17 protein-coding genes are annotated in these 21,612 nt (G+C 47.3%); 10 read left to right on the forward strand and 7 right to left on the reverse strand.

Annotated elements, in window-relative coordinates; translation table 11 throughout:
• Window positions 1-392 precede the first annotated feature (392 nt).
• The 7 genes from F4X88_10610 to F4X88_10640 all read right to left on the reverse strand — a co-directional run bounded on the left by F4X88_10610 (window position 393) and on the right by F4X88_10640 (window position 7,672).
• Entirely contained in the window at window positions 393-2,102 is a 1,710-nt protein-coding gene (locus F4X88_10610; protein ID MYA56737.1) for a fibronectin/fibrinogen-binding protein, read from the reverse strand.
• Between the two features lie 31 nt (window positions 2,103-2,133).
• Complete coding sequence (locus F4X88_10615) at window positions 2,134-2,580, reverse strand: hypothetical protein (protein ID MYA56738.1); 447 nt, start codon at window positions 2,578-2,580, stop codon at window positions 2,134-2,136.
• Window positions 2,581-2,610: 30 nt separating this feature from the next.
• On the reverse strand, window positions 2,611-3,876 hold the full coding sequence (locus F4X88_10620) for an IS200/IS605 family element transposase accessory protein TnpB (protein ID MYA56739.1): 1,266 nt from the start codon (window positions 3,874-3,876) through the stop codon (window positions 2,611-2,613).
• Window positions 3,869-4,213 carry an IS200/IS605 family transposase gene (tnpA, locus tag F4X88_10625; GenBank protein ID MYA56740.1) on the reverse strand — a complete coding sequence of 115 codons (345 nt, stop codon included), beginning with the start codon at window positions 4,211-4,213 and terminating at the stop codon, window positions 3,869-3,871. Before tnpA ends, F4X88_10620 begins: the two co-directional genes overlap by 8 nt.
• Before the next feature lie 260 nt (window positions 4,214-4,473).
• A complete protein-coding gene (locus tag F4X88_10630) occupies window positions 4,474-5,412 on the reverse strand; it encodes a hypothetical protein (GenBank protein MYA56741.1) in 939 nt (312 codons plus the stop codon).
• 188 nt (window positions 5,413-5,600) lie between these two features.
• Entirely contained in the window at window positions 5,601-6,428 is an 828-nt protein-coding gene (locus F4X88_10635; GenBank protein MYA56742.1) for a hypothetical protein, read from the reverse strand.
• Window positions 6,429-6,547: 119 nt separating this feature from the next.
• Window positions 6,548-7,672: a PorV/PorQ family protein gene (locus F4X88_10640; protein ID MYA56743.1), complete on the reverse strand. Its 1,125-nt coding sequence runs from the start codon at window positions 7,670-7,672 to the stop codon at window positions 6,548-6,550.
• 203 nt (window positions 7,673-7,875) lie between these two features.
• On the opposite strand from F4X88_10640, the gene F4X88_10645 reads away from it, so the two are divergent.
• The 10 genes from F4X88_10645 (at window position 7,876) to F4X88_10690 (ending at window position 21,537) form a co-directional block, all read left to right on the forward strand.
• Complete coding sequence (locus tag F4X88_10645) at window positions 7,876-10,065, forward strand: carbohydrate binding family 9 domain-containing protein (protein ID MYA56744.1); 2,190 nt, start codon at window positions 7,876-7,878, stop codon at window positions 10,063-10,065.
• Window positions 10,066-10,222: 157 nt separating this feature from the next.
• On the forward strand, window positions 10,223-11,887 hold the full coding sequence (gene lnt, locus F4X88_10650) for an apolipoprotein N-acyltransferase (GenBank protein ID MYA56745.1): 1,665 nt from the start codon (window positions 10,223-10,225) through the stop codon (window positions 11,885-11,887).
• A gap of 18 nt (window positions 11,888-11,905) precedes the next feature.
• Window positions 11,906-13,010, forward strand: a protein-coding gene (prfB, locus tag F4X88_10655; protein MYA56746.1) for a peptide chain release factor 2 whose coding sequence is annotated in 2 segments (ribosomal slippage) — window positions 11,906-11,965 and window positions 11,967-13,010 — 1,104 coding nt in all. Because the reading frame shifts where the segments join, the coding sequence is not laid out codon by codon here.
• A gap of 110 nt (window positions 13,011-13,120) precedes the next feature.
• Window positions 13,121-14,593 (forward strand): lysine--tRNA ligase, encoded by a 1,473-nt coding sequence (gene lysS / locus F4X88_10660; protein ID MYA56747.1) that lies wholly within the window; start codon window positions 13,121-13,123, stop codon window positions 14,591-14,593.
• A 64-nt stretch (window positions 14,594-14,657) separates the two neighbouring features.
• A complete protein-coding gene (locus F4X88_10665; GenBank protein ID MYA56748.1) occupies window positions 14,658-15,224 on the forward strand; it encodes a GNAT family N-acetyltransferase in 567 nt (188 codons plus the stop codon).
• A gap of 77 nt (window positions 15,225-15,301) precedes the next feature.
• Window positions 15,302-16,762: an ABC transporter permease gene (locus F4X88_10670; protein MYA56749.1), complete on the forward strand. Its 1,461-nt coding sequence runs from the start codon at window positions 15,302-15,304 to the stop codon at window positions 16,760-16,762.
• Entirely contained in the window at window positions 16,755-17,438 is a 684-nt protein-coding gene (locus F4X88_10675) for an ABC transporter ATP-binding protein (protein MYA56750.1), read from the forward strand. The genes F4X88_10670 and F4X88_10675 overlap by 8 nt, the downstream gene beginning before the upstream one ends.
• Before the next feature lie 3 nt (window positions 17,439-17,441).
• A complete protein-coding gene (ilvE, locus tag F4X88_10680; GenBank protein ID MYA56751.1) occupies window positions 17,442-18,323 on the forward strand; it encodes a branched-chain-amino-acid transaminase in 882 nt (293 codons plus the stop codon).
• A gap of 28 nt (window positions 18,324-18,351) precedes the next feature.
• On the forward strand, window positions 18,352-20,856 hold the full coding sequence (gene bamA / locus F4X88_10685; GenBank protein ID MYA56752.1) for an outer membrane protein assembly factor BamA: 2,505 nt from the start codon (window positions 18,352-18,354) through the stop codon (window positions 20,854-20,856).
• A gap of 135 nt (window positions 20,857-20,991) precedes the next feature.
• Entirely contained in the window at window positions 20,992-21,537 is a 546-nt protein-coding gene (locus tag F4X88_10690) for an OmpH family outer membrane protein (GenBank protein MYA56753.1), read from the forward strand.
• Window positions 21,538-21,612: the final 75 nt, after the last annotated feature.

Consider the following 21,612-nt stretch of genomic DNA (forward strand, 5'->3'; position numbering starts at 1 on the left):
ATCTCTGAAATGCGGAGTTATTTTTTAGAGTTGGTATTAGTTTTCCATTCTTTAGGAGAATTTTTGAGGAACCAGGCCTGGTAGGTGCGGTTTCTAACCAGGGTTCCCACCCGTTACTGGGAAGGGACACCGGATCCTGAAAAAAGCGGGAAATCCGACAATTTCTTAAAACTGAATGCTACTGGTAGGTTGATAGGAAAGCGTTTACGGTGGGCACCCATCGGAATTAATGCCTGCGATGTTTGTTGTAGGTAAACTCAAGCACGGGGCGCAGTTCTGTTATGTCATCAGGGATATCGTAGAAAAAGGTCAATTTCTGGATCAAAATCAACAGCACCGATATAACCTTTATATGTAATCATAGCATAACCCCGACAAACAAGAAAAATTTTCTATTCTTTCCGCTTGGGCACCGCCGGTTCAACAAATAACGTCTTCTCACGCGTGTAATGCACATACCCAGCGACGTTTCCTTTGCGTTTCACGACATATCGCGCCCATGTATAATCGACTGGCACATTGCTGGCATGATGTGCCTTGCTGTAGTAAGCCGCAAGTTGGGCGGCTTGTAACAACGTCGGCATCGGAATGTCCTGACGATTCTCTGGATTGCGGATGATGACATGCGACCCGTGAATTTGCTTGGCGTGAAGCCACATATCGCGCGGCTTGGCAATCTGACGCAAGAGCAGGTCATTCGATTGGCTGTTCCGTCCGACATACATCTGGAAGCCGTTGACAGAGGTATACCTTCGGAAAGGACCGGCACCTACCTCCTGTTTCTGCTTACCCCGCTGTGGTGCCTTGAGATATCCGTTCGCGACGAACTCCGCACGTAGACGCTGCAGCGCATCTAAAGTATCAGCAGTTTCTAATTTGGAGGCGTAGAGTCGAAGTGTTTCCTGATCCGCCTCTATGTCGGAAATGAGTTGCTGGATACGTGAATGTCCCCGTTTCGCTTTTGTGTATTTCTTGAAATAGGTCTGTGCGTTATCGGACGGACTTTGCTCCGGATTCAGCGGAATCGACAGCATTTCGAGATCCTGACTGTAATAGTTCTGCAATTCTACCTGTTTCTGTCCGCGGGTGATCGCGTGCAGGTTCGCGAGCAGTAATTCCCCCTGAATGCGATACGTCTCCGCTTTCTCTGCGCGTCCCAGATCGGCGTGCAGCCCTGCTGCTTTTCGTAGAAGAAGTTTCTCCTGTTTCGTCAACGCTTGCGTGAGGGTCCGGTGTTCCGAGGCGATAGCCTCCTTCAGGGTGACTGCCGCGTAGTATGCTGCGAACGCATCGCTCATTGTGTCAAACGTTTGAGAGGCAGCACTCGGGAACTGATGCAGCCTCATAGCTGATGCTGCTATCGGACCCTCTTCATCCACGAGAAGTTGCGGTGAGGCATGCGCGGCATCAAAACAGTCGATAACCTGCTGATAGCCCTCCCAAAGCCCAGTTTCTGCTGCGCGAGCGACCACCTCTTTTGCGAGTGTCGGACTAAAACCGTCAATTTTGTTAAAGAGCTGCCGCCAACTGACTTCTTTCCGCCCCCCAAAAAGTTCAGTAAACGTTGCTTCATCGAGTGTCAGTGGGTCTACCTTCTCCTGCTGCGGTGGCAACGTATAGGTTTCACCCGGCAATATCTCTCGATGCCGACTCATTGTCTCGTCAATACGTTTGAGACTTTCCAAAATCCTGTCGTCGGTTGCGTCAATCAGGATAATATTGCTGTGCTTCCCCATAAATTCGGCGATAACGGCTTTAGGGGACGGCTGTATCGGTTCATCGGAAACGGGTTGAACGGTTATCTTGAGTATCCGATCCCAACCGAGTTGCTCAATCGCAGTAACAGTGCCGCGCCTGAGATGCGTTGTGAGAAAATCCGCCAGATAGGATTGTTTTTGTCCGGATGGCGGTTTCTGGATGAGGTGGGCGCGAGCATGCAACGAATGTGCGGATAACGTCAGCCAATGCGTCTGAGCACCGCGCCCGATTTTAAATGAAAAGGTGTGAGGATTCGCCTGTTCAATGTGTCGAATTGTGCCATTCAAAAGGGTTTCATGCAATTCCTGCGCGACCAGACGAAGTGCTAAACTATCATAAGACATCTTCAGTTCTTCTCGTTGCTGTTGACGGAACTTACGGGTTCGGTTGGTCTCCGTTTTGCGTCGGAGGAGGTTCCTCAAAAGGGACACCCTTCGCTGCCGCCTCAAGTCGTCGAGTGTTCCACTCGGCTACCTGTTGATAGGCTTCGGCTTTTCCTTGTTCTATGCCCTCGGCTTTTCCTTGTTCTATAAGTTTCGCGTCATGTTTATTCAACTCGCGTTTCATCAGATTCCAAAATAACATGAGTAAGGACCCTCCTACATCAATCGCAAATGTGACAAAAAATGCTGCTGGGATCACAGCACCTATATCGGCAACTATCAATCGAAGTCGTTCGGAGAAACCGCTGACCGAAACAGGTGGTGCCGTGAAGAGATAACCCACAACTACCACGATAAAGATGATAGCATTTGTCAATCCAATGTTCTGTGCGAAACTGAAGAGCGATGTATTTTTCGCTTGAGAAGACTGTGTATCCAAACGTCTATGACCTTGTGATACTCACAACGCCTAAAGGCGTGTGCTTCTTTGTCTGCTCTTGGCAGGCTTACTTGATATGAGTCCCGAAAATGGTGACCACTTATCAAGTCTACGCAAGTGTGGGTGAAACCGCACACCTGTGGGGGATACCACCACCCCGACTACAGGGTTAAAAAGGAAACCCTGATACGCTGTGAGAATGTTACTCGCACCTACAATGTCTCTATGCCCATGCCAACCGCATTTCGAACACTTATAGTTTCGTTTGGCAGGTTTCTTACGATGACCGCAACTTGGGCAGGTTTGAGAGGTGTAGGCTTCGTCTTGGGCATCAACAGAGATACCGAGTGCTTTGGCTTTGTAGGTAATCATATCTCTAATTTGAGAAAATGCCCACTGGTGTAACTTCTCATTGGCTTTTTTACCGTAGCTAATGGAGTGTCGGATATGCTTTATATCACCAATAACAATCGTTTCTATCTTTCGCTTATAGCAAGTAGAAACAAAGCGTGACGTGATTTTGTGTCGCATGTCACGCAACTGCGCATTGAGTTTCGCAAGCGATTTATCTTTGGCACACTTGAGTTTTTTCCAACGACGACTCCCTCGCTTGCACCTTGAGAGTTTGCGATTGATACTGCCTTTTGACTTCTCGCGATACCGAACTTTGCTACGATGTTCGCGTCCGTTATAGATTTCAGAATGCAGACCGTCAAAGGCAGTTATCGGGTGTATCTCACCCATGTCCACGGCAACAGCAGTCCCGTGTTTTACTTTTGTCTGTTTGGGTTGGGTTTGATAGGTTGCATGCAACTCATAGAGTTTTGTTGTTCGGTTATAGACGAGTGAGACTTCGGACGGAACGATCTTATGGAATTTCTTATCAATCTTGATGTAAACGGCTTCGCGTCCTTTACCCATAGAAAGTCGTAGTTTGCCGCGTTTGTAGGAGATGCCCGTAGCACGCCACGTGAAAGTGTGGAACTTACAAGTCCGCTTCGGAGGCTTGGCTTTGGGATTACAACCTTTATTGGAAAAGAAGGAACGCCTCGCACCGCAATAATCGTCTATGATTGCTTGCACAGAATGCGCATGGCATGGATACCGCTTGAACTTGAGATACTTCTTAAGTCCACCGTCTGATAACCAGAACCCTTTCTGGTCATGCGTTTTGAATGCAAGTGATACCGTTTTGGAATAGATACGTCCACCGAGACGGTTTATAGCGTCTAATTCCGCTGTCGGTTTCGCAGTTGCTACAATGTAAGTGCGGAAGTCTTTTTCAGGCTTAGACATTCTTCTGATCCTCAATATATCTTTTTACAACTTCTAACGTTACGCTGCCGACTGACGATATGAATTTGGAGCGCGTCCACAGTGTAGGTAATCGTGATTTTAGGTGTGGAAATTCCTCACGCAACATTTTCGAGGTGTATCCTTTGAGTAACCCAACTGTTCGTGTGACTGGCACTTTCGGATTATTCTCGATTATCAAATGCACGTGGTCTTGCATCATCTCGCTGGTACAGACGCTAAAATCTAACTCAGTTTGCTTGGCACAGATTAACGGGTGAAGACGTTCTTGGATGGATGCGTCTAAAACTTTACGCCGATACTTTGTACACCAAATCACATGATACTGGCAACTATAGACGAGGTTTGTATCAGAATACCAACTTTTTCGGGGTTCTTGATAAACATTATACTATATCCTTTATGTTAGTTTATCTGATAGAGTATAAGACATTTTTTAGATAAAGTCAAATCCTTTTTGACTTTAGCACGAAACACGTCGGACTGACCCAAAGCTAAAGCATTGGGATTGTTAAGTGTTTTCTTCAATAGCAGTTTTAAGTTATTTTAGCGTAAAATCATAACTTTTGCCAAAACATTTTAATGGTAACGCTTCAATTTGTGCATCACCGTGTGAAGGTTTTCCTGAATTTCCGAGGGAACCCGCGGATTGAAGGGCCCCCCTGTGCCAGCAACAATATCGTCGAAACCGCTTAAGATCATCGCTTCAACGACAGCAGAATAGTTATAGACCCGCTCGTTCATAAAACGGATCTCCTCAAGTGGTGCAATGTCGGCTTCAATGCGGGCGGAGGTCTCGTAATCCCCCCGACGTTGGGCATTGTTAATCTCATCAGAGGCACGCGCAAAGGCGACCGCGATACCAGAGGTATGTCCCTGCGTCCCGAGTTCTGCAGGACGGGTACATCTATCCCCGATGCCCCACATCACAATTCCGCTGTCCCCAACCCCTTCAACGAGCGGCACAACGTCCTCTTCACCTGTTCCAATCTTCACACCCACGAAATGGGGTGAATCGTTCAAGAGACGAATGACGGCTTCTAAGTCGCGTTTCTGACGGAAATAGTAGAGAAAGCGTGCGCCATAAGCAGTGCCATACTTCTCACCGAATTCCATGTACTGTTGGTAGATACCCTCTGGACTGGAGATTCCCGTCAGCGGCATGAGCAGATACACATCCGGGGATCTCTGAAGTTCAGATTGCGCTGCAATGAGTTGACCGGCTTGACCGATGGGATTCGGGACAATACCGGACATGAGAATACCGTTATCCCCTATTTGTCGTCCGGTTTGGTCGATGAGACGGAGCTGCTCGGTTTCGCTGATATGATGGATCAGACTCGTTCCAGCGATGGCAATGACCCGCTTGCGTCCTTCGTCAAGATAGTTGTTGCGCATCAAATAGTCAATATTTTTGGCGTGTCCGGTGTAATCGATTGTGTCCCCATCGAAAGGAACGATAGGAATCGCAGTAACCGAATTCAGAGCGTCTAAAAGATTCGATAGTTCTAACGGCATAGAGTTCTCCTTTATTCAGTTTTCAGTTTTCAGTTAAGAGGTTTTCGTCTAATACGCCTTACTTCTTAAAGTAGCAGCAAACCCTGAGCCTGCAACAATACGCAGAAATACCCAATCAAAAACACGCAGGCGGATATGAGGGATGCTCGTCAAAGTTCAAACGTCCGTTGTGCCTCCGCAAGGTAAAATTAAAACCTTTTCCGTAGGACGAGTACACCTATGGGTGCCCCTGCCGCTATGTCTGTTTGTAAATCTATTTCAAGGCCGTTGCGTCGTGTCTGTGTGAGTGTCCTTTGCAAGCGGTTATTGAAACGCTTCGTCGAAATCCGTGCCTCCACTGCACTGACAACGTGGTTTAAGATCGCCATGCCTAAAAAGAATTTCGCGCGTTCAAAGGTATTGTTAGCCTTTTCTCTCAAATTAAAAGCATCCGATCGGTAATCTGAAGTAATACCTCTCTTTTCAAGATCTCTATGTCTCTCGTTTTTTAGGTCTGGATCAAGATCCGCCCAATACCATTTGCCGGTACGCTTTTGGGTTTCCTCTGTATCATAGTCGTGGTTCCATGTTTCATACTGCGTAGCGTGCTCAAAATCCTCTATAGGATCCCAATCTTCAAAGGAGCCTGGACCAATAAACGTAACGTGTTGTCTGACAACATCGCGATATTCGTCTCGAATGTCTGCAGCATTGTTCCAGAGAATAAAATAGCTAGCGAGCAAAACCCCCTCTGCTGCCATATAGAAATAGCCACGCTTAGCACCTGTGTAGAGTTGTCCCATACCGGGAATAACAAGCGAATAAAGGAACGCCTCGTTTGGAGACTTCCGAGTCTGGAGCTCTTGGGTCGCCTCCATAACAACAGTGGATTGATCCTCAAGCGTCCGGTTTCCAAGTGCGGAATCAAGATAGAAAGCCGTAAACGGTTGTGCCTGTAGGCTCTCAGCGGCGAGACCCATATTGGACAACAGAGAAAATATTAATATAAGTATGATAATTTCGGGGTTAAATTTCATTTTTTAATTTTACCTTGCGGAAGCACAACGTGCGTCCTATTTATCACGTGCTTTTCTTAAACCTGAAGAAATCCACAGAAACCCTGCGCAGTTGTTGCAGGCTACCCCTTTGGGCTGACTTAAAACACAATGATTCCCGTTGCCTCAATCAGTCGTTGATTGTTCGGACCGAAACTGGGACCGTAACTCAAATCAAGGTTGAATAAGTATACCTTCACACCGATACCGCCGGTAAAATAATCCGTTAGATTCGGTAGATTGATGCCGGGTTCAATTTTATATCCGACCCGAATAGCAAGCAAGTTGCCGAGCCAATACTCTAAGCCGAGATTCTTTTGAAGGTGCCGCCATTCAAATGCTCGGATACCGACCCCTCGATCGGAAAGCAATTGTTCTTGTGTGAGTTTTTCCTCTCTTTCGGCGTTAAGTCGATCCAAATCAACGGTTAATTCGTGTGCATCTTCCGCCAATTTATCGATATAGGCTGTGACACCACTAACGAATCGAATATGATGATACTTCGCGCGATAAAGACTCATAGACGTGCCGATCCTCAAAAACCGAGGTAACGGATCTGCTTGGTTTTCATCAATAAAAGAGATGCCCGGTCCAACATTCTGAATCGCGACACCGAGTGTCGTAGGGATAGGTTCAAAAGGCAAAAGATATTGCATTCCCAAATCAACGGCATAAGAACTTCCATTCTCGCGTCCGAGGACCATCCGAATCATCTTACCGTTGATACCCGCCGATAAAGACTCTGTAATGCGGTCGGCATAAGAGAAGGTCAATGCGAAGTTCGTGCCGAGACTTTCTTCACGGAGAATATCAGGCGAATCCGTTGTCACGGCGATTGTGCCTTGTCCCTGGAGCTGGAGTGTCGCGCCGATAGTTCCGACATCCCCGAGGGGCATCGCGCCTGAGATGAAGGTATAGTATAATCCTTCTCCGGCTTCTCCGAAAGGTGCGCTGTAATCCGTATAAAACATTGAGGCTTGCGCCGCTTTCCTGCCAGAACGGAATTTACTTTCAGGCATATCTGCCAATCCACTTGGGTTCCAAAGCGATGTGGTTACATCACCTGACATCGCAGAAAACGCGTCGCCGAGTGCCCTTGCCCGCGCGCCACCGCCAAGGTTTAAAATTTGCGCGCCTGTCCGACCGGGTCCTGCGAGAACCACAATTGGGGAAAAGATGATAAGACATAAAAGCGGTATGAAGATTTTGCGTCTAAAAAAGTACACGAAGTTCCTCCATTTTTTGATTCAATAACAATGCTACTTAATATTATATAACAACACGAGCAATAACGCAAATCGCTTTAATTTGGTTTACATTCACTGCAGTGAAAAATATTGTCTTCCTTTTTGATATTGACAAAAAAATAGATACGTGCTAAAATCGGAAAATAGATTGACACCAAAAGGAGGTCTGAATACACAAACCAATGCGAATAATTGGGGCGCAACTTAGCCCATATCTGATACTATCAATCTCTCTCATCCTCTGTTTGTGGAACCCTACAATATTGCCTGCAGACACAGATGACGCACCACCCGAAATTCTTACGAACCGCGAGATTAAAGCAGTCCGCATTAAAATTCCTCCAAAAATCGATGGAAAATTGGACGATGCCTGCTGGCAACAGAGCGCGAAAACCGGTGAATTGCTTCAATTTGAACCGCAGCGCGGTGAACCCGCAACCCAGTCAACGACTATCTATCTCGCTTACGATGCCAATAATCTCTACGTCGCCTTTGAATGCTTTAAAACCGACATGGGCAATCTCGCAGCGAATCTGACGCGGCGCGATTCCTTCTTTTTCTCCGATGACCACGTCGAAGTTCTCATCGATACCTTCCTTGATGGCAGAAACTGTTATGCGTTCGCCTTAAACCCACTCGGCACACAAACCGATAGACGTCTGATTAACGAAGGCGCGAACAGACGCACAGGTCAGTCCAGGATCGGTACTGCTATCTCATGGGATTGTGACTGGCAAGGTCAAGCCGCAATAGGAACGGACAGATGGACCGCAGAATTCGCTATTCCGTTTGCTGAACTCCGATTTTCAAAAGGGACAGAAATAGCAACGTGGGGCATCAACTTCTGGCGAAACGACGAATCCCCCGCTGAAGAACAGACTTGGGCAGATTTGGGGGACCGTCAATACGCCGTCTCGGAATTTGGACAACTGACAGACCTCCCCATTGCTGGATTGGTTACCAAACGACCTACGAAGTTCAAACCCTACGGCACACTCAGACCACAACTCCTGCAACCCGCAGATGGTGAAACATCAACCGCTTTGAAACCAGACGCTGGTTTAGATATCCGGTATCCGATTGGGGATTTTACGCTTGATCTGACCCTCAATCCAGATTTTGCGCAAATCGAGGCGGATCCTGACCTGGTGAATCTCACCGACATCCCACTCCGTTTTCCTGAAAAACGCCCGTTTTTTCTCGAAGGAAACGAACTTTTTCAAATGCCCCTTGACCTGTTCTACAGCCGAAAAGTCGAAGCGCTGCTCGGTGGCGGAAAAGTCATCGGGAAATTTAGTAAGTACAACCTCGCCTTCGTGGGAGCCGTCGCGGGACCGGAAAACCCTGATCAAGAAATAGAAACGGGTGAACTGCCGCTTGCGAACTACAATTACTCTGTTTTTCGGTTGCAACGCGAGGTCGGTAAAACGTCATCTATAGGGTTTTTAGGTGTTAACAAACAACGCGGTGCCACCTATGATCGAGCAGGAGGACTTGATGCCCGCATTCAACTGCCTGCCGCGACAAGTCTGAACTTGGAATACGCAAGAGAATGGAAAGCCGGTGGACTGGACAGAGCAGAGAGGACCGAGGACGACCTTGTCTTCGTTCAACTCTCCCGACGGACGAATGTATTTTCACTCGATGCGATCTATGCAGATATTGGGGAATACTTTAACCCTGAAACAGGGTTCGTCCCCCGCGTGGATAGACGTGGCGTGGTTATCAGAAGTCGCTATAATAAACAGTACAAAGGGACCCTTGAAAGGCTTCGCGGTGAAATCGAATATGAACGGCTCACGAATCACGCTGGCGAACTGACAAATCACAGGGCGGGTTTTAGTGGACTCCTCGGCGTTAAAGACTTTTTTTTCCTCCTTGGACCTGAATGGTACAATCACATTGACGATGACGACAATCGATTATATGAGGACAGGACTGCCCGTTTCTTCGTCGGGTGGTTTCCACCGAAATATGTGCAAATCCGAAACACCGGTAACTTCGGTCTACGTAATGACAAAAACATTTTCTTTATCCGCCCCGAAATCACAATTCGTCCGACTGCCAAACTCAGTTTTGAGTTCATTCTGCAGCGACTCCATGAGAAACATCCCGATGGAACAGCGTGGGAACTTGCTGAATGGACGCGTCGCTTTGTCGTGAACTATCAGTTTGCGCAGCGTATGTACGCCAGAACCAGTGCGGAATTCACCTTAGAAAAAGAACGCCGCGTCTTCGCACTCTTCGCCTATGAGTATCGTCCCGAAAGTAATCTGTTTATCGTCTACAACGACAACCGTAATGTCGAAGGGGACACTGAGCGAATTGTGTTCATCAAAGTCTCGCACCTGTTGAAAACCGATCTTTTTTAATTTACCTTGCGGTTCGGTCAGGTAGATCTGAATTTTAGGGTGCCTTCCCGTATATCCGCCCTCCGCTACGCTTACGGGCTAACGGGTTAGGACGAAAGAATACCGCTTAACCGATAACTGAAACCTGAAAACCAATTTTATCTTGCGGAGGCACAACGTGCGTCCTATCTATCGCGTGTCTTTCTTAAACCCGCCTGTACCTTTGTTGGCGGTGCTTTCAGCACTGTTGTTGTTCCTCAGTTTCCCAAATTTAAATCTCTTTCCGTTGGCTTGGGTCGCGATGGTGCCATTTTTCATTGCCCTGACGCGCGCAACAGGCTGGAAATCCGCTTTTTGGATCGGCTACCTAACCGGTTTCCTGTTTTTCGCAGGACTGCTCCCTGCCATTCTTCTACTCTACCCGTATGCAAACATCTTTGCGACGCTGGTAGGGTACCTGCTATTAGTGGGATACACGGCACTCTATTTCGCTGTTTTCGCAGTGTTGATGCGTTTTGTGCCGAGGCGTTCCAGCATCCTATTTGCTCTGTCCGCCGCATGTATCTGGACAGCATTAGAATGGGTGCGGAGTTGGGTAATAACAGGGTTTCCCTGGGGAAGCATCGGGTATTCACAATGGAACAATCTGCCGGGGATACAAATAGCCTCGCTCGTTGGTGTACACGGTATCAGTTTCGTCATTGTGCTCTTCAATGCGAGTCTCGCTACTTTGCTTTGTAACCGTCATCAATGGCAACAAGAACTTCGTGCTGTCGTCCTGTCATTGATCCTGACGCTCCTGTGTTTCGGTTACGGGATCCTCCACCTCCAAAAGGCTGACCCCTTAGCGCAGCGTCCAAACGCGTCCCCTCGAACAAACGTTGAGACCTTAAAAGTTGCGCTCATCCCTGGCAATATCTCACAACTTCAGAAATGGGATCTCCGTCAGTTCCCAAAGATTCTGCAACGTTATATCGAGTTGACGCATAAAGCCAGCAGAGAAGGTCCTGAGTTAATTGTGTGGCCCGAAACTGCAACACGCAGTAGGGCATTGACAGGTGAGTGGCCCACCTATTACAGAAGATTCTCGCAGATGCTTCGGGATACAGGGATTCCACTGCTTCTCGGGACAGCGAACATAGGAGAAACAGACGAAACAATAGGTCAATTTTCCAAAAATCGTGAAAAAAGAGATACGCAAATATATAACCGCGTCCTGTCGATAGCCCCAGATGGAAAGATACACGGGGATTATGCGAAGATGCACCTTGTTCCGTTTGGTGAATACGTGCCGCTGACACACCTCCTGCCGGATTTTATCCCCAATTTTATCCAGTTTGAACCCTTCGCTCATGGAAAAACAGTAAACCTTTTAACCGTGTTTGACGTTAAAAATAAGACAAACACCCGGAAGATAGAGATCGGAGTTTCGATTTGCTTTGAATCGGTGTTCCCAGATGAATTTCGCAGACCTGTCAAAATGGGTGCCAGCGTGATGGGGATCTTCACGAACGATGCTTGGTTCAAAGGGACGGCTTTCCCCGAACTGCATCTCTCAATGGCACCTTTCCGCGCCATTGAGAACCGTATTGCCGTGTTCCGCTGCGCAAATGGTGGATTTACGTGCGTCGTAGACAAGTTCGGTAGGATAACGACACCTTTGATTACACCGGACACCGCTCAGGAAATTCTCATCGCATCCGTTCCACTTCTGTCTTCTACGGAACATAAACAAACACTCTATACCCGCTACGGCGATTGGTTTCCGATTCTTTGCGCGCTTATGTGCGTTGCGGGGTTCGGCAGTCGAGCCCTAATATGGGTGCGTCGTAGACATTCTTAGTGATTGATGAGGAACAATATGCTTGTAGATTTAAAAAATCAGGTTGAAGAGATGCAGACCCGTCTCGAAGAACTCAGAGGTTATCTTTGACCTGGCTGAAAAACGAAAAGAATTAGCAGAACTTGAAGAGGCGACAATTGCCCCTGATTTTTGGAGTAATACACAACGCGTTCAAAAAGTCAATCAACGCATCGCCATCCTCCGAGATGAGGTTGGGGCATACGAAAACCTCGCCCTCAAAATTGAAGATATCCAAACCCTGCTCGAACTCGCGACCGAAGAGAACGATGAGAGTTTACAAAAAGAGATTGTTGACGGATTGAACACCGTCACACAACATCTCGAACAGATGGAACTTCGCCTCATGCTAACGGGTGAGTTCGATGCAAACAATGCGATCCTCAGCATTCACTCCGGTGCCGGTGGGATTGACGCACAGGATTGGGCGGGGATGTTGATGCGGATGTATCTGCGTTGGTGCGACCAACGTGGCTATCAGACCGAAATCGTAGACCTCACTTCAGGAGATGAAGCCGGCATCAAAGGCGCGACAATCCTTGTTACCGGTGCTTCGGCTTACGGCTATCTTCAAGCTGAGGCAGGCGTGCATAGACTCGTTCGCTTGTCTCCCTACGATTTCAACAAGCGGCGACACACCTCCTTCGCTGCTATTGATGTAACCCCTGAAATTGACGATACCGTAGAAGTAGATATTCAATCCGAAGACTTGCGGATAGATTTCTATCGCGCAAGCGGAGCAGGTGGTCAACACGTCAACGTCACGGATTCAGCAGTTCGGATTACCCACAAACCCACTGGAATTATCGTGCAGTGCCAGAATGAACGTTCGCAGCATAAGAACCGAGAAATCGCTATGAAATTACTCCGTTCCCGCCTTCATGAGAAATATCGCGCCGAACGGGAAGCAGCACTCTCAAAACAGCGGAGCGAACGTTTAGACATTGACTTTGGAAGCCAAATCCGGTCTTACGTCCTGCATCCATACCAACGCGTCAAGGATTTGCGCACAAACATCGAAACGGGTAATGTTAACGCCGTGTTGGATGGTGCTTTGGACCCCTTCATCGAAAGTTACCTAAAAATGAAGGCGCAGCGGAAATAATACTGTTTTTTGGGTTGCTTTATGGACGAGACTAAGGTATAATTGTTAAAATATTCCTGAAGTATAGCACCAGTCTATCACAGAAAATAAAATAACAGAGGGGAAGAGTAGTGGAAGAAACAAAGGACCTCATTCAGCAACGTCGCGAGAAGTTAGACGAAATTCGCAACTTTGGTGTAGAGCCATACCCGCATAAATACGAACCTACACACACGACTTCCGCCATTCATAGAGACTTTGCTGACATTCAAGAAACACCCGATGAAACCCAGAAAATCCGAATCGCCGGTCGGATCATGACGAAGCGCGACCACGGAAAAAGTAGTTTCGCACATCTGCAAGACAGTGAAGGCAGAATTCAAATCTACGTTCGACGGGACAGTGTAGGCGCAGAACCGTATAAAATCTATCGACGCTTTGATACCGGTGATATTGTTGGTGCCGAAGGATCGGTCTTCCGGACACGCACCGGTGAACTCACCGTTCTTGTTGATGCTGTCCATCTCCTTTCCAAATCCGTTCGACCGCTCCCTGAAAAATGGCACGGTTTACAAGATAAACAGACACGCTACAGACAACGCTACGCAGACCTCATCATGAACCCAGAGGTAAAGGACGTTTTCCTTAAAAGGACCCGCATCGTTCAAGCGATCCGTGACATGCTCAATGCGCAAAACTTTGTTGAAGTCGAAACGCCCGTCCTTCAACCTATTTACGGTGGGGCAAACGCTCGCCCCTTCACAACGTATCACAATACATTGGAACAATCGCTCTATCTGCGGATCGCAAATGAACTTTACCTCAAGCGTCTCATCGTCGGAGGGTTTGATCGTGTTTATGAGTTCTCGCGCGACTTTCGAAACGAGGGAATGGACAGGGACCATAACCCCGAATTCACAATGCTGGAACTCTATCAAGCCTACGCAGACTACATCCAGATCATGGAACTCACTGAAACCCTAATCGCTGACACAGCGAAAACCCTTCACGGAACAACGAAAATTCAGTATCAGGAACATGAACTTGACCTCATACCCCCTTGGCGTAGATTGCGCATGGTCGATGCCGTTCGCGAATACAGCGGTATAGATCCGGGTCCACTTTCAGCCGATGAACTCTACAAAGCAGCAGTTGACGCGGGGGTTGACTTAGCGGGTGATGAGACGAAAGGCAAAATTATAGCCGAACTCTTTGACGCATTCGCAGAATCGAAACTGATCCAGCCGACATTTATAACAGATTATCCCATCGAGGTCTCACCGTTTGCCAAAAAGAAGCCCGATACTCCAGAGTTCGTCGAACGTTTTGAGGTTTTTATCTGCGGCATGGAATTCGCAAACGCCTTTAGTGAACTCAACGATCCGATCGACCAACGCCAACGTTTTCTTGAGCAGGCGAACAATTTGGAGGCTGGGGATGACGAAGCCTTCATGGTAGATGAAGATTATTTACGGGCCTTGGAATACGGGATGCCGCCGACAGGTGGACTCGGCATCGGTATCGACCGATTGACAATGTTGCTAACAAACCAATACTCCATCCGAGACGTAATCTTATTTCCGCAAATGCGTCCGGAACGCTAACCAGAAAGATATTTTTTGAAGATACACTTCAATGCCGTATACTAAAAAGTGAGTTCGTAGAGAAATGAGGACCGCACCACCCCTTCTTACGGAAAGGCTGCTACTTCGTTCACTGACCCTTGGAGATGCCACCGATGTGCAACGCCTGGCTGGTGATCGTGACATAGCCGCAACGTTAGCGACCCTGCCGCATCCCTATGAAAATGGTATGGCGGAGAAATGGATTCGTTCCTGTTACGAAAAGTTTCAAAAAGACGAAGCACTCAATTTCGCAATTACGCTGAGAACAGACAAAAACTTAATCGGTGGGATAGCACTGAGACTCGATCAAGAAAACGAGAGGGGTGAACTCGGTTATTGGATTGGGAAATCGTACTGGAACTGCGGGTATGCCACAGAAGCAGCAAAGGCTGTTGTGGCGTATGGTTTTAAAGTGTTGAAGTTGAATCGAATTTATGCTTACCACTTCACACGAAATCCCGCCTCTGGGCGAGTGTTGGAAAAAGTCGGAATGCGCTACGAAGGCTATCGCCGACAACATACAAAAAAATGGGGAAATTTTGAGGATTCAATGGGATACGGGATGCTAAAGGCGGACTTCGATGCTAAAGCTGTTAAAGAACCGTTGTGAGGTTATCAAAAGTTTCTTACCCATCGGAAAACTGCAAGGACAACGGACGCAGCAGCTCAGGAGAAATAGCTTAAAAAATGAGATTTGAATGGTTCATCGCCTCCCGCTATCTACGCTCACGGCGCAAACAGTCCTTTATTTCAATTATCAGTATTATTTCCATTGGAGGGGTGGCACTCGGGGTCGCAACAGTAATACTCGTAAGTGCGATATTAGATGGGGTTGAACAGGGACTCAAGGATAGATTCCTCGCAAATGAGGCGCACGTTGTCTTGCGGTTGCACGATACTAGTTTCTTTGGGGATTACCAAAAACGCATTTCCCAAATTGAGACAATCGATGAAGTCGTCGCGGTATCACCAGTCGTTTTGTCACAAAGTGCTGTTTTTCAGGAACGCAGCAATGCCATTCAAGACGTAATTTACATCAAAGGCATTGATCCTGTTCAGGAAGACCGAGTCACCGACTTCTCAAAATTCGTGGACGGCTCCACCGAGTTACAAAACTCGCCGTATATTGAGAGTGCCCGACTTATTAGAGATGAAACCATCACAGGTGGGATTGTGCTCGGAGGACGTTTAGCCGCTCGTCTCGGGGTCATTAAAGGTGACGTGCTACGCCTTATCGTGAACCTGGCAAAACATCCTGTAAACGAGTCGATGCTCATACCGGACTTGGCGAACTTCGTTGTGGTTGGATTCTATGAGTCTGAATTGGCGGTTTATGACAACAACTTCGGGTTTATTGATCTGGCAGCCGCTCAAAAGATGTATAACAAAAAGAATAGAGTAAACACGATCTTCGTTCGGTTAACCGATGCGGAATTAGCACCTCGGATCGCCAGACAGATTGAGGATAAGGTTCAGTTCTCGGTCTTAGAAGGAATGCCGGACGCCAGAACGTGGATGGAGATGCAGGCACCCCTTTTCTCAGCACTTCGGTTGGAGAAAATAGCAACTGTCATTATTGAAGCACTTATCATCTTGGTCGCATCCTTCAATATCGCAAGCACACTCATCATGACCGTCATGGAAAAGACGAAAGATGTTGGGACCCTGCGAACACTCGGTGCGTCACGCGGAAACGTTATGAGACTTTTTATGATACAAGGGAGTGTCATTGGGATGCTTGGAACGTTATTCGGCACGGTTTTGGGACTTGTTCTTTGCTGGCTTTTGAGTTATAACGCAGACCGTCCCTCTTACTGGTATGCCGTTGTACTCGTTGTCCCAATTTTCCTACAAGTACTAATTGCGCTGAGGCACCTAATACCACGCCGTAAGGGATGGATGTTCGCAATTAGTTTTTTATGGCTTGCGGCGATCGGGTTCGCGCTCTACTGTGCTGTCACACCCATTTCGCTGGCGGATCTCGGACTGAGTCAAGTCTATCAGATGAATCAACTACCGATACAGGTGAATTGGTTTTTCGTTGTTTTCATCAATATACTTTCATTTTTAATCTGTTGGCTTGCAACACTCTATCCGGCATGGCAAGCGGCAAACTTAAAACCGGTTGAAGCCTTACAACATGAATAGCAATGTAGAACCCCTTATCCGCATCGTAGATTTACACAAGTCCTACTATGATGGAGAATCAGAACTTCCGGTTCTTCAAGGCATCAACCTTGAAATATATATGTCAGAATTACTCGGGATCGTCGGAGCATCAGGTGTTGGGAAAAGCACGCTGCTTCACATCCTTGGAACACTTGACAGACCCACTACAGGAAACGTTCTATACGACGAACAAGACGTATTCACACGCTCCGATACAGAACTTGCTCGGTTTCGGAACAAAGAAATTGGGTTTGTATTTCAATTTCATCACTTATTACCGGAATTTACGGCACTTGAAAATGTCGCGTTGGCGGCATTAATTACATCATCACACAATAAAAGCGTATATAAAGAGGCTGAAGCATTACTCGATTATGTTGGACTCTCCGAAAGACTTTCACACTATCCGAGCCAATTGTCTGGTGGTGAAAGGCAACGCGTCGCAATCGCACGCGCATTGATCAATCAACCGAAGATTGTATTCGCTGATGAACCCACTGGCAACCTTGATCGGCGGAGTAGCGAAGCGGTCTTAGAACTGCTCTGGGATTTGAACGCTAAGTCTGGACAGACCTTTGTTATCGTAACACACAATCAAGAACTCGCTCAAAAAGTAGATCGAGTTATCCAACTCGTTGACGGAAAGGTTTTTTAGAAAATGTTGATTTATATCGACGGAGAATTTTTACCAAAAGCAGAAGCCAAGGTTTCGGTGTTCGATCACGGTTTGCTCTATGGTGACGGTGTTTTTGAAGGTATCCGTTCCTATAACGGCAGAGTCTTTAAACTCGATGAACACCTTGAGCGGCTTTACGATTCTGCCAAATCAATCATGTTACAGATCCCCATGCCCATTGAAACGATGAAGGAAACGGTTCTGGAAACACTCCGTCGAAACCACCTCAGTGAAGCCTATATTCGATTGGTTATAACTCGCGGCGTAGGAGATCTCGGACTCGACCCGGATAAATGTCCACAGCCGAGCATCATTATTATTGCAGATAAAATCGCCCTCTACCCACAAAAATTCTATGAAGAGGGGTTAGAAATTGTAACCGCCTCTGTCCGAAAGAATTATCCAGAAGCCATCAACCCGCGCATTAAGTCGTTGAACTATCTAAACAATATCTTAGCCAAAATCGAGGGCAAACAGTCCGGAGCAGTAGAGGTCCTGATGCTTAACGCAGACGGTTACGTTGCTGAATGTAGTGGCGACAATATTTTCTGGCTAAAGAATGAGGTACTTGTCACGCCGCCTGTTCACATGGGAATTTTGGAAGGTGTAACCCGGAATAGCGTTATCGATCTGGCACGCGACGCTGGCATGCGTGTCGAAGAGCGGGTTTTTACACGACATGATCTTTACATTGCAGATGAATGTTTTCTCACCGGCACAGCCGCCGAGGTCATACCTGTTGTGAAAATAGATCGACGCGTCATCGGGAACGGGCAACCCGGAAAAGTGACAGAAAAGCTCATTGCAGCATTTCGGCAGTTTGCGCATAGCTGCGGCACCCCAATCTATACCACTGACGTATGACAGTCGCATAAATCGTGCCGACACGCGCATGGAAACGCCTACAGCACATAGGAGGAGATTGATCATGAATGCACCCAAAAACGTTCTTATTCTCATAAGTCTATTCATCGGACTCGCAGCAATCACAGCGTTTGCAGAAGAAACGGAAAAACCCGTATTTGGTCCCCAAGCAGCCACTACCACCGAACAGCAGGTGGAAACTGAATCTGATACAGAAACAACAGATACAACCACTACGACCGAAGTAACTGGTGATTCGATGCTTCTCGTCAAGAAAGTCTCTTTTTCAGGCGTGAAAACCACTTCCGAAGATATGCTGCGCACCCTTATTCAGACACAGATTGGGCAGGAAATCTCTGAAGAACTCCTCACACAGGACCTGAAAAGCCTCTTTAAAGACACAGGCTTCTTCTCTGAACTCACAGTAGATGTAACACCCGTTGAAGAGGGTGGATTGGAAGTCACTTACAAGGTCGTCGAAAGTCCTAAAATTTCTGGAATTAACATTATTGGAAACGAAAATTTGAGTACCGGCAAACTTAAGGATGAAATTACACTCCGCCCCTCAGAAATTTATAGTGATCGGCGCCGGTGGGAAAGCGAACGCGCTTTACAGAAACTTTACCACGAAAAAGGATACTATCTTGTCGGCGTTCAAACCCACCTTGGCGATCGGGATGAAGAGGCGAATACTGTCCAAGTCACGTTTGAGATAAACGAAGGACCGAGAGTGCGAATTGAGGAAATCAACTTCATTGGAAGCACACAAGTCTCGGAGAATACACTCCGGAAAAAACTCAAAACCCGCACCGGTAAACACTTCGATCAGATGCTGTTTGAGGAAGAAGACTTATCCCTGAACCTCCGAAATTACTATCAGGACCGCGGCTTCGCACAAGTGAAGATCATCGGCTACGAAAAACGGTTCACAGAAGACAAAACCGGCTTAATGCTTGACATTACTGTTGATGAAGGTCCCGAATTCATTATTGGAACATATACCCTTGAGGTGGAAGCCGGTGCTAAGGAACTCTTTTCTGAAAAGAAGATACGTGGGATGCTCGACCCTGCGGAAGGCGAGGTTTTTAACCGCGCGGCTTTTGACGAATCCATCGCAAATTTACAGCAGGCTTATCTCGACAAAGGCTACCTCCTTTCAGAAGTGATGCCGACGCCTACGTTCAATGAAACGGAAGGCGTGGTTGACATTACCTTGAAGATCAACGAAGGAGATGTCATCGTTATTGACAAGGTCATCATTACTGGATTAGAAAAAACACAGGAACACGTCGTTAAACGTGAGTTGGATTTCTTGGACATCAAGGCTGATGAGTTATTAGATGTCAAAGCCCTGCGCAAAGCACGGCAACGTCTATTCCAGATGGGTTCCTTCATTCGTGCCGTTGACTTTGTCCCAAGTGATACCTCTGAAGAGAAACGAAAGGAGTTAAGAGTCAATATCGCGGAAACGCCACGAACAGGGATGTTAAGTCTCGGCGGTGGATACGGCAGCGAAGGCGGTATCTTCGGTGTTGCGGAGGTTGGACAGAACAACTTTCGCGGACGCGCGTATCGGGTGCATCTAAAAGGCGAGTTAGGCACAAGAGATCACCATACCGCTGAACTCAGTTTTGGAACCCCGTGGATTTTGGGTACCCCCACTCGGCTTAACGCCAGACTTTACGACAATCGACGCTTTCGTCGTTACTATGGAACGATCGGCGCTCTCTACAACCGTCGTAGTCTGGGAAGTAACTCCCCATACGGTCTATACGACCGGTACATTTGGGCGAGACGCGGGGCCTCACTCACCCTCGGCAGACCCATTGCCCACGACATTGATTTGTCCGTCCGTTTTCGGAATGAACACGTAGAATCACATAACCCCGATCGAGAGTTATACAATCGCTCCACACGGAGTATCCTGTTTTCCGTTGGACGAGATACCCGCGATTATCGAACTTCTCTGTTTGACCCAACAGCCGGTTCATTTAATACACTCTCCTATGAATACTCAGGCGGTATTCTTGGAGCGGACAACAAATTCCAGAAATATTATGCGGACTCGAGCTTGTTCTACAGTGGATGGTGGAACCACGTTATCGCCGTGCATGCTCGCGCAGGTCTCATGCGAAGTGAAAGCACCGATGCTTATTTCCTATTCTACGAAAGGTTCTTCCTCGGGGGTGTAGATAGTATCCGTGGCTACGATGATTGGGAAATCTATCCTGATCCAGATGAAACGGGCTTTATCAATCCTTACGGGGGTGATAAGGTATTCTTCGCAAACTTTGAGTATCGTGTTCCAATTTCTCAGCAGCTCACGGCAGCACTGTTTCTTGATATAGGACAGGTGTGGGATGAAAGCACTACAAACGTCTTCAGCGAAATCAATATGAAACGAGGTCTCGGTCTTGAGGCGCGGTTCACCATGCTTGGCATGTTAGTTCGGTTAGGTTGGGGGTATGGCTTGGATCGCATTAGCGGCGAACCTGCTGGCAAATTCCACTTCACGGTTGGTCCGGGATTTTAATTTTACCTTGCGGCGGAACACCGTGCGTCCTATCTATCACGTGCTTTTCTCAAACCTGAAGAAACGCCCAAGCAAAAACCCTGCACCGTTGTTGCAGGCTACGTCTTTGATTTAAACATTGGAAGGAATAATTTTATGAAACCATTTCGGTTGGGTGCTTACCCAGCACACTTAACACTCTTAATTATCGGTCTTACAGTTTTCTGCCTCAGTTCGGGCAGCATTGGACAGGAATCTTTCAAAATCGGTGTCGTAAACACACAAGAAGTTTTAGAAGGATCCCAAAAAGCGACGGATGCCACCGAACTGCTCCAAGCGGCAAGCGAACGCCTGAAAACGAAATTGCAGCAGTTAGAAGACGAGATCAGAACGCTACAAGAAAAGAAGGCGAAAACTGAACTCTTCGTCGAAAGAGCACAGACCGCGGATTTGGATAACGAAATTCGCCTCAAACAGCAGGAATACCAACGTGAGGTCCAAATCGGTCAGCAGGCATTGCTTGAAAAAGAGCAAGAGTTGATGGAGCCGATTTACAACAGCCTTCAAGAACTGATTATCAAAGTCGGTGAGTCCGAAGATTTCGACATCATCCTCGAAAAACGACTCATCACCCTTTATGTGAAAAAGGATTACGATTTGACACAACAGTTAATCGGCTTGATGAACGAAGGCTCCGAATAACGCGACACTGCCTAAACTCCAGTTGTGGGAGGGGGGTGTACCCCTGAATAACCATTCACATCAATGGGGAAAGGA

It is taken from the genome of Candidatus Poribacteria bacterium (assembly GCA_009839745.1).
Classification (GTDB): Bacteria; Poribacteria; WGA-4E; order WGA-4E; family WGA-3G; genus WGA-3G.

Coding starts and splice junctions, on each gene's coding strand:
- F4X88_10610 (MYA56737.1), bottom strand. CDS start 2,102: ATGTCTTATGATAGTTTAGCACTTCGTCTGGTCGCGCAGGAATTGCAT.
- F4X88_10620 (MYA56739.1), bottom strand. CDS start 3,876: ATGTCTAAGCCTGAAAAAGACTTCCGCACTTACATTGTAGCAACTGCG.
- F4X88_10630 (MYA56741.1), bottom strand. CDS start 5,412: ATGCCGTTAGAACTATCGAATCTTTTAGACGCTCTGAATTCGGTTACT.
- F4X88_10635 (MYA56742.1), bottom strand. CDS start 6,428: ATGAAATTTAACCCCGAAATTATCATACTTATATTAATATTTTCTCTG.
- F4X88_10645 (MYA56744.1), top strand. CDS start 7,876: ATGCGAATAATTGGGGCGCAACTTAGCCCATATCTGATACTATCAATC.
- F4X88_10665 (MYA56748.1), top strand. CDS start 14,658: ATGAGGACCGCACCACCCCTTCTTACGGAAAGGCTGCTACTTCGTTCA.
- F4X88_10670 (MYA56749.1), top strand. CDS start 15,302: ATGAGATTTGAATGGTTCATCGCCTCCCGCTATCTACGCTCACGGCGC.
- F4X88_10675 (MYA56750.1), top strand. CDS start 16,755: ATGAATAGCAATGTAGAACCCCTTATCCGCATCGTAGATTTACACAAG.
- ilvE (MYA56751.1), top strand. CDS start 17,442: ATGTTGATTTATATCGACGGAGAATTTTTACCAAAAGCAGAAGCCAAG.
- bamA (MYA56752.1), top strand. CDS start 18,352: ATGGAAACGCCTACAGCACATAGGAGGAGATTGATCATGAATGCACCC.
- F4X88_10690 (MYA56753.1), top strand. CDS start 20,992: ATGAAACCATTTCGGTTGGGTGCTTACCCAGCACACTTAACACTCTTA.